Annotated in this window: 11 protein-coding genes; 10 read left to right on the plus strand and 1 reads right to left on the minus strand. The window is 31.3% G+C overall.

Translation table 11 applies throughout. The features are described from left to right. From pseC to AJ885_RS09390, 10 genes are read left to right on the plus strand one after another with little or no spacing between them, the layout of a single operon-like run. The gene (pseC, locus tag AJ885_RS09345; protein WP_070281182.1) at window positions 1-1,131 is read left to right on the plus strand and encodes a UDP-4-amino-4,6-dideoxy-N-acetyl-beta-L-altrosamine transaminase; all 1,131 of its coding nucleotides are present in this window, start codon (window positions 1-3) and stop codon (window positions 1,129-1,131) included. Then, window positions 1,124-2,431 carry a DUF4910 domain-containing protein gene (locus AJ885_RS09350; RefSeq protein WP_070281184.1) on the plus strand — a complete coding sequence of 436 codons (1,308 nt, stop codon included), beginning with the start codon at window positions 1,124-1,126 and terminating at the stop codon, window positions 2,429-2,431. Before pseC ends, AJ885_RS09350 begins: the two co-directional genes overlap by 8 nt. Further along, window positions 2,428-3,219, plus strand: a complete 792-nt coding sequence (locus AJ885_RS09355) for an AAC(3) family N-acetyltransferase (protein WP_052790972.1) — start codon at window positions 2,428-2,430, stop codon at window positions 3,217-3,219. The genes AJ885_RS09350 and AJ885_RS09355 overlap by 4 nt, the downstream gene beginning before the upstream one ends. Before the next feature lie 20 nt (window positions 3,220-3,239). Continuing rightward, window positions 3,240-4,031 carry an N-acetyltransferase LegH gene (legH, locus tag AJ885_RS09360; protein ID WP_002856586.1) on the plus strand — a complete coding sequence of 264 codons (792 nt, stop codon included), beginning with the start codon at window positions 3,240-3,242 and terminating at the stop codon, window positions 4,029-4,031. A 30-nt stretch (window positions 4,032-4,061) separates the two neighbouring features. Further along, window positions 4,062-4,292: an acyl carrier protein gene (locus tag AJ885_RS09365; RefSeq protein WP_002829517.1), complete on the plus strand. Its 231-nt coding sequence runs from the start codon at window positions 4,062-4,064 to the stop codon at window positions 4,290-4,292. Then, entirely contained in the window at window positions 4,289-5,182 is an 894-nt protein-coding gene (locus AJ885_RS09370; protein ID WP_002875298.1) for a class I SAM-dependent methyltransferase, read from the plus strand. The genes AJ885_RS09365 and AJ885_RS09370 overlap by 4 nt, the downstream gene beginning before the upstream one ends. Beyond that, window positions 5,175-5,591, plus strand: coding sequence for a VOC family protein (locus AJ885_RS09375; protein ID WP_002791673.1), 417 nt, complete (start codon window positions 5,175-5,177; stop codon window positions 5,589-5,591). The genes AJ885_RS09370 and AJ885_RS09375 overlap by 8 nt, the downstream gene beginning before the upstream one ends. Beyond that, the gene (locus AJ885_RS09380; protein ID WP_002875297.1) at window positions 5,588-7,150 is read left to right on the plus strand and encodes an HAD family hydrolase; all 1,563 of its coding nucleotides are present in this window, start codon (window positions 5,588-5,590) and stop codon (window positions 7,148-7,150) included. Before AJ885_RS09375 ends, AJ885_RS09380 begins: the two co-directional genes overlap by 4 nt. Then, entirely contained in the window at window positions 7,140-8,201 is a 1,062-nt protein-coding gene (locus AJ885_RS09385) for a beta-ketoacyl-ACP synthase III (protein WP_002810160.1), read from the plus strand. The genes AJ885_RS09380 and AJ885_RS09385 overlap by 11 nt, the downstream gene beginning before the upstream one ends. Continuing rightward, window positions 8,201-8,422, plus strand: a complete 222-nt coding sequence (locus AJ885_RS09390; RefSeq protein WP_002789840.1) for an acyl carrier protein — start codon at window positions 8,201-8,203, stop codon at window positions 8,420-8,422. Before AJ885_RS09385 ends, AJ885_RS09390 begins: the two co-directional genes overlap by 1 nt. A gap of 13 nt (window positions 8,423-8,435) precedes the next feature. On the opposite strand, the gene AJ885_RS10235 is transcribed toward AJ885_RS09390, so the two are convergent. Beyond that, window positions 8,436-8,545, minus strand: a 110-nt coding sequence (locus AJ885_RS10235; protein ID WP_141080038.1) for a DUF2920 family protein, incomplete at its 5' end; no start/stop codon positions are given.

Raw genomic sequence — 8,545 nt, forward strand, 5'->3', positions numbered from 1 at the left:
ATGCTTACTTATTCTCATCAAAACATCGATCAAAGCGATATAGATACACTTATAAAAGCCTTAAAAGATGAAATTTTAACAGGGGGTAAAAAGGTAGATGAATTTGAAGAAGCCCTTTGCGAATATGTGGGTGTAAAACATGCTTGTGTATTAAACTCAGCTACTTCAGCTCTTCATCTTGTCTACACGGCACTAGGTGTCCAAGAAAAAATCGTTTTAACCACCCCTTTAACCTTCGCTGCTACGGCTAATGCGGCCTTAATGGCGGAAGCTAAGGTAGAGTTTATCGACATTAAAAACGATGGCAATATCGATGAAAAAAAACTAGAAGCAAGACTTTTAAAGGATAGCGAAAATATAGGAGCTATTAGCGTAGTGGATTTTGCGGGCAATAGCGTTGAAATGGATGAAATTTCAAGCCTTGCTAAAAAATATAATATTTCTTTAATCGATGATGCAAGCCATGCCTTAGGTGCTTTGTATAAAAGTGAAAAAGTAGGGAAAAAAGCCGATCTTTCTATCTTTTCTTTTCACCCTGTTAAGCCTATTACCACTTTTGAAGGTGGAGCCGTGGTGAGTGATAATGAAGAGCTTATCGCTAAAATCAAGCTTTTAAGAAGCCATGGCATAATTAAAAAAAGGCTTTGGGATAGCGATATGGTAGAGCTTGGCTATAATTACCGCTTAAGTGACGTTGCTTGTGCTTTAGGGATAAACCAGCTTAAAAAACTCGATCACAATCTTGAAAAAAGAGAAGAAATCGCAAGTTTTTACGATAAAGAATTTGAAAAAAATCCGTATTTCTCCACGATAAAAATCAAAGATTATAAAAAAAGCTCGAGACATTTATATCCTATTTTGCTTTTTCCTGAATTTTATTGTCAAAAAGAAGAACTTTTTGAAAGCTTGCTTCATGCAGGAATTGGCGTGCAGGTACATTATAAACCAACTTATGAGTTTAGTTTTTATAAAAAACTCTTAGGAGAAATAAAACTTCAAAATGCGGATAATTTTTACAAAGCCGAGCTTAGCATACCTTGTCATCAAGAAATGAATCTAAAAGATGCGAAATTTGTAAGAGATACTTTATTTAGCATTCTTGAAAAAGTTAAAAAGGGATATTGTGGATAAGCTAGACTTTAGAAGTCAAGATTTTAGCCAAACTGGAAAGGCTATGTATGAACTAGCTTGCGAACTTTTTCCTATCGCTAGGAGTATCACAGGGCAAGGTTTTAGAGATAGCTTAGAAATTTTAAATAAAACTCTGGGGGGGGGTATAATCAAATTTCACTCTATAAAAAGTGGTACAAAGGTTTTTGACTGGATAGTCCCTGATGAATGGAATGTTAAAGAAGCCTATATCATCACTCCAGAGGGAGAAAAAATTTGTGATTTTAAAAAGCATAATTTACACCTTCTAAACTATAGTGAAGCCATCGATCAAGAAATCGAACTAGAAGAACTTCAAGATCATCTTTACTCCATAGAAGAAATACCTGATGCCATTCCTTATGTAACGAGTTATTACAAAAGGCGTTGGGGATTTTGTCTCACGCATAATGAAAGAAAAAAACTTAAAAAAGGCAAATACAAAGTTTATATCGATGCAAAACATGATGAAAATGGGGTTTTGGACTATGCTGATTTTATCCTACCTAGTACGCAAAATTCAAAAGATGAAATTTTAATTTCAACCTATCTTTGTCATCCTTCCATGGCAAATAATGAGCTTAGTGGTCCTGTGGTGGCTATTTTCCTAGCAAAATGGCTTTTGAGTTTAAAAGAAAGAAAGTATAATTACCGCTTTGTCATCATTCCTGAAACCATAGGCTCTATAGTCTATCTTAGCAAACATTTAGAGCATTTAAAAAAACATGTTAAAGCAGGCTTTGTGCTTTCTTGCTTAGGCGATGATCATGCTTACTCACTCATACACACACCCAAAAAAAACACTCTAAGCGATAAAGTTGCCTTGCATACGCTTAAAAATAAAAAAAATTTCAAAGCTTTTAGTTTTTTAGATCGTGGAAGCGATGAAAGACAATACAATGCTCCGCTTGTAAATCTTGGCATAGCAGGGGTATGTCGCACAAGATACCTAGAATACGAACAATACCACACCAGCAAAGATGATCTCAATTTTATCTCTGAAAAAGGTTTAATGGGTGGACTTCAAAGCATACAAGAAATGATTTTAAATCTAGAAATCAACGCTGTATATGAAAACACCATAGTATGCGAGCCCAATCTTGGTAAAAGAGGACTATATCACACCCTTAGCACTGCTAATGACATTCCTTTGGCTTGTAATTTTTTGGCTTACTGTGATGGGGAAAATGATATCATCGATATAGCCAATATCTTAAATATGCAAGCTTATGAATTTAAAGAACTTTTGGAAAAAATAAAATTTTATGGACTGGTAAAATGAAATATTTTTTAGAACACAATGGCAAAAAATACTCCGATAAGGATTTAATAGATGCTTTTTATCAACTAGGTATAAAAAGAGGCGATATTTTATGTGTACATACAGAACTTTTTAAATTTGGCATACCTTTGCTTTCTAGAAATGAATTTTTACAGACTATACTCAATTGTTTTTTTGAAGTTATAGGTCAGGAAGGCACTTTGATCATGCCAACCTTTACTTATAGTTTTTGCAAAAATGAAACTTATGATAAAGTGCATTCTAAAGGCAAAGTGGGAGTGCTGAATGAATTTTTTAGAACTAGCGGGGGGGGGGTTAGGCGAACTAGCGACCCTATTTTTTCCTTTGCTGTGAAGGGTGCTAAAGCGGATATTTTTTTAAAAGAAAACTCAAGCTGTTTTGGAAAGGATAGTGTGTATGAAATTTTAACTAGGGAAGGTGGGAAATTTATGCTTTTAGGCTTGAATTATGGACACGCCCTAACGCATTATGCTGAAGAGAGAAATACCAGCTTTTGCAGGTATTTTAAGGAATTTAAGGGCTTGGTGATTGACGAGCTAGGACAAAAAAGAGAAAAAAGGATAAATTATTATGTAAGAGACTTGGAAAAAGCCTATGTATGCAGCCTTGATAAGATAAATGAAATCGTGCGGCAAACAAGGTATTACAAAAGCATAAAATTTGCAGGAGATTTTCTAGAAAGCTATGATGCTAAAGAATATGTCAAAGCCATAGGCAACGCCCTTAAGCAGGATAAATTTGCCATATATGAAAAGCTTCTTTTATGAAAAATATTTAAAGGTAGTTTATGAAATATTTACTTGAATTTGAAAATAAAAAATACTCCACTTACGACTTCATAGAAACTTTTTACAAACTAGGACTACAAAAAGGCGATACCTTGTGTGTGCATACTGAACTTTTTAATTTCGGTTTTCCCTTGCTTTCTAGAAATGAATTTTTACAGACTATATTAGATTGTTTTTTTGAAGTTATAGGCAAAGAAGGCACTTTGATCATGCCAACCTTTACTTATAGTTTTTGCAAAAATGAAGTTTATGACAAAATAAATTCCAAAACAAAAATGGGAGCATTAAATGAATATTTTCGCAAACAAACAGGAGTAAAACGCACAAACGATCCTATATTTTCTTTTGCTATAAAAGGAGCAAAAGAAGAATTATTTTTAAAAGATACAACAAGTTGTTTTGGGGAAAATTGTGTTTATGAGGTTTTAACCAAAGAGAATGGAAAATATATGACATTTGGAGGCCAAGGACACACACTAACACATTATGCAGAAGAACAATTTAATGTATTTTACAGATATCATAAAATTTTCTCTGGAATTTTAATTGATGAAAACAATATATCATACAATAAAACCATTAGTTATTATGTTAGAAAACTTGACATATCTTCTGAGCCCAATTTAATTAACATTATCAATATTGTTAATAATACTAAAAATTTTAAAAAAAACAATTTTGCAGGAGATCATATAAATATTTACAACGCTAAAGAATATATAGAAATTTTATGGAAAAAATTAGATATAAACCAAACAATTCTAATAGAAAATTATGATACAATATATTAATTTTCAACATTCTCAAGAAAGTGGTATACAATGGAAAAACAATTTTATGAAATTTTAGAAAATATACTTGAAACCAAAGTAGATGAAAATACAAATTTAAGCATGGAAAACTGCAAGAACTGGACTTCTTTAGCTCATATTGATATCATCATGAGTTTAGAAGAAGAATTTGAAATCAAATTCAACAAAGAAGATTTAAGTCTCTTAAAATCTCAAAACGCTTTACTAGAAAAAATTCAAACCCTAAAGGCAGAAAAATGAAAGAAAATATTGAAAAATTATTTCAAGCCATCGCTCAAAAAAATCCTATCCATTCTAAATATCTTAAAAAAATTGAATTTTCACAAGAAGACGAAGAGGAATTTGATAAATTAATTTCTTATTATATTCAAGATGGTATCAGCATAGAAGAACAATGCGATTGTTATTTATTGATCCTTAACGATACTTTAGAAGAAACAAAATTTTTCATAGAAAATGGGACTTATCGTTATTCTAGCTTTGATGAAGTTAAGGATAAAGTTTATTTTAATGAAAGCTATATGAAACAATACATGATAGGCCTAGCTCTTTCTTCTTTTGTTTGGATAGCTCATATTAAAGTGAGAAAGTATTTTTCACAATATTTGCAAAATTTCACTCCAAAAACAACTTATTTTGAAATAGGCCCTGGCCATGGAGAATACTTCGCAAGAGCAGTTAAAAGTGGTAAATTTTCAGCCTTTTATGGACTTGATATCTCTCCAACGAGTTGCGAACTTACTCAAAAAATGGTAAAACAACAAGTAGGAGAATTGATTACAAAATGCGATTTTTTATGTCAAGATTTTTTTACTTATGATTTTGATAAAAAAGCTGATTTGATAGTGATTGGAGAAGTGCTAGAACACGTAGAAAAACCTCTTGAATTTCTTAAAAGATCTAAAGAACTTCTTAGCGATGGAGGAGAAATTTTTGCAACTATCCCTATCAATGCTCCTGCTATTGATCATATTTATTTATTTTCCCATCCTGATGAAGTTAAAGATTTGATAGAAAAATCAGGCTTAAAATTTAAAGCTTATGAATGTTTTATGGCAAATGATTATAGTTTGGAAAAAGCATTGAAATTTAAAAATGCTATCACTATGGCAGTAGTTTTAAATGCTTAATACAACACTCAATTTACCCCTTCATCATATAGGCGTGGCTTGTAAAAATTTAGAAAAAGAAAGGGAATGTTTTTTTAAACTAGGTTTTTATAAAGAATCAGAATTTATAGATGAAAAACAAGGGGTAAGAGGCGAATTTATCATTCCTTGTAATGAAGCATTTCCACAGTATAGATTTGAACTTTTGCAAAATTTAAACGATAAAGGACCACTAGATAGCTATTTGAAAAATAATACCAAAATGTATCATTTAGCCTATGAAAGTAAAAATATCGCCCAAGATTTAATTCTTTTGGAACAACAAGGAGGCATTTGTATTGTTCCTATTATGCAAGCAAGCTATTTTGCTAAACTTTGTTTTATCATGATGCCAAATAGGCTTTTAATCGAACTTGTGGAGCTAAAATGAATCTTTTTTCACCCCATTTAAAACGCAATGAGCTTATAAAATTCGCCAAAGAATTAGACTTTAGCAAAAGTCAAGATCTTCTTATTAATGTCCATAGAAATCATGCTTTTGAAGGAGTGCAAAGTATCATTGCTCCTTTTTTACATTTTGCTAATTTAAGAGCTGAGTTTAATTTCAGCTCTTATGATGATAGCTTGAGTTTTGATAACTTTAAAGAAGCTAGTTTAGAACTTTTATGGCTAGATTTAACCCGCTATAAAAATAATGTGCAAAATTTTATAGAAGAAAGACTTTTAGAACTAAGAAAAATTTCACAAAACCCTATTTTAGTTCTTAGTTTAGGAGAATTTAAAACAGATAAAAAAATTTTAAATTGTGAAATTTTTAACATAGAAAAACTCATAAAAGAGTATTTTGATGAAGAAGATATTTTAGACCTAGCTAAAGAAGAACTTACAGGCTCTAAGCTTAATAATAAAGCCTTGATTTTTTTAGCACAAATTTTAGGACTTAGCCTCATCCCTGCACTCGTAAAACCCGCTCTTAAAGCTCTTGTACTTGATCTTGATCATACCTTGTATCAAGGAATTTTAGGTGAAGAGGGTATAGATAATCTTAATTTAAGTCCTTTGCACAAAACCTTACAAGAAAAAATTAAAACTTTTAAAAAACAAGGCTTTTTACTTGCCCTAGCTTCAAAAAATGAAGAAAAAGACGCAAAAAAACTTTTTGAAACAAGGAAAGATTTTATCTTACAATGGGATGATTTTGATGCTAGAATGATCAATTGGGAACCAAAGGGTGAAAATATCTTAAAAATTGCTAAAAAATTTAATATAAATACTAACGCTATGCTTTTTATAGATGATAATATCGCCGAGCTTGAAAATACCAAATTTACAGGCGTTAAAACACTTTTATGCGATGAAAATATACTTTATAAAATCAAACTTTTTCCTAATCTTTTAAAACTTTCAAATACCAAAGAAGATCAAATTCGTGCCAAAGATATAGCAGCCAATGCTTTAAGAGAAGAGCTTAAAAGCTTAAGCGATGAAGAATATTTTCAAAATCTTGAAATCAGCTTAAATTTTAGCAAAAATGATCTGCAAAATATCCCTCGCATTAGCGAACTTTTAGGCAAAACCAATCAATTTATCGCTAATTACACACGCTTAAATCAAGAAAAAGTCGCACAACACATGCAAAAAGAACTCATTGTAAGTGTGAGTATGAGTGATAAATTAAGCGATAGTGGGATTATCGCTATTTTTGTTTTTTCTTGTAAAGAAGGAAATTTATTTATCGATGATCTTTGCATTTCTTGTAGGGCTTTAGGTAGAAAACTTGAAACTAGAATGTTTTTTAAAGCCTTTGAACTAGCTTTACATTTCTTTGATCTTAAAAACAATAATGCAAGGCTTTACTATCAAAAAGGCGAAAGAAATATGCCATTTTTGAGCTTTTTAGAACAAATTTCCAAAGAATTTGAAAAAAACTCAGCCCTTATTCCATTTCAAAATTTAAACTTCAAAGGACTTATAATCCATGAAAACTAGATTTGATAAAGCTAAAATTTCAGGCATTTGCGTAAGCGTACCTGAACATAAAATTTGCATTGATGATGAGTTAGAAAGCGTTTTTTCAAACGATATCAAAACCCTTAAAAGAATGAAAAAAGTCATAGGTTTAAACACGCGTTATATTTGCGATGAAAACACTTGCGTAAGCGATCTTGGAAAACACGCAGCCAATACACTTTTACAAGGTTTAAATATAGATAAAAATAGCCTTGATGCACTCATCGTAGTAACTCAAAGTCCTGATTTTTTCATGCCTTCTACGGCTTGTTATTTACACCAACTTTTAAATTTAAGCTCCAAAACTGTAGCTTTTGATTTAGGGCAAGCTTGTGCAGGGTATTTATACGGCTTATTTGTCGCTCATTCTTTAATACAAAGTGGCTTAGGTAAAATTTTACTCATTTGTGGAGATACTTTAAGCAAATTCATCCACCCTAAAAATATGAATTTAGCTCCTATTTTTGGTGATGGAGTAAGTGCAACTTTAATTGAAAAAACGGATTTTAACGAAGCTTTTTTTGAGCTTGGAAGCGATGGAAAATATTTTGATAAACTCATCATTCCAAAAGGTGCGATGAGAATACCTAAAGCAGATATTTTCAACGATGATTCACTCATGCAAACTGAGGAGTTTAGACAATTAGAAAATCTTTATATGGACGGAGCAAATATTTTCAATATGGCTTTGGAATGCGAACCTAAAAGCTTTAAAGAAATTTTAGAATTTTCTAAAGTAGATGAAAAAGACATTGCTTTTCATCTTTTTCATCAATCCAATGCGTATTTGGTTGATTGCATCAAAGAAGAATTAAAACTTAATGATGATAAAGTTCCTAATTTCATCATGGAAAAATACGCTAATTTAAGCGCTTGTTCACTACCTGCCCTACTTTGTGAACTAGATACTCCAAAAGAATTTAAAGCGAGTTTAAGTGCTTTTGGTGCAGGGCTTAGCTGGGGAAGTGCGGTGTTGAATTTCAAAGATTTATACACAAAAGATATTTTAATTTACACAAAGGAGAAATAATGACAAAAACTGAATTTTTAGAAGAGCTTAAAGAAGCTATGCATAGAGATGAAGACTTAAACGAGGATATGCTACTTGATGATATAGATGAGTGGGATAGTTTGGCTTTTGTATCTGTGATGGTGCTTTATAAAAATCTTTTTACTTTAAAAATCACAGCCGAGGACTTGAAAAATTGTCAAAAAGTAAGTGATTTAATCAATTTAGCAAAGCTTGATTAAAACCTTTAAGGTTTTAATCTTTTATCACTAATTCAAATTTGTCACCCACATCTTTAAATATAAACACTTTATTTCCACAAGGATAAGAGATGGAATTTTCTTGCATGAAAGATTTTCTTTTTT

This window comes from Campylobacter sp. BCW_6464 (assembly GCF_001762775.1).
Taxonomy (GTDB): domain Bacteria; phylum Campylobacterota; class Campylobacteria; order Campylobacterales; family Campylobacteraceae; genus Campylobacter_D; species Campylobacter_D jejuni.

Coding starts and splice junctions, on each gene's coding strand:
- pseC (WP_070281182.1), top strand. CDS start 1: ATGCTTACTTATTCTCATCAAAACATCGATCAAAGCGATATAGATACA.
- AJ885_RS09355 (WP_052790972.1), top strand. CDS start 2,428: ATGAAATATTTTTTAGAACACAATGGCAAAAAATACTCCGATAAGGAT.
- legH (WP_002856586.1), top strand. CDS start 3,240: ATGAAATATTTACTTGAATTTGAAAATAAAAAATACTCCACTTACGAC.
- AJ885_RS09365 (WP_002829517.1), top strand. CDS start 4,062: ATGGAAAAACAATTTTATGAAATTTTAGAAAATATACTTGAAACCAAA.
- AJ885_RS09370 (WP_002875298.1), top strand. CDS start 4,289: ATGAAAGAAAATATTGAAAAATTATTTCAAGCCATCGCTCAAAAAAAT.
- AJ885_RS09375 (WP_002791673.1), top strand. CDS start 5,175: ATGCTTAATACAACACTCAATTTACCCCTTCATCATATAGGCGTGGCT.
- AJ885_RS09380 (WP_002875297.1), top strand. CDS start 5,588: ATGAATCTTTTTTCACCCCATTTAAAACGCAATGAGCTTATAAAATTC.
- AJ885_RS09385 (WP_002810160.1), top strand. CDS start 7,140: ATGAAAACTAGATTTGATAAAGCTAAAATTTCAGGCATTTGCGTAAGC.
- AJ885_RS09390 (WP_002789840.1), top strand. CDS start 8,201: ATGACAAAAACTGAATTTTTAGAAGAGCTTAAAGAAGCTATGCATAGA.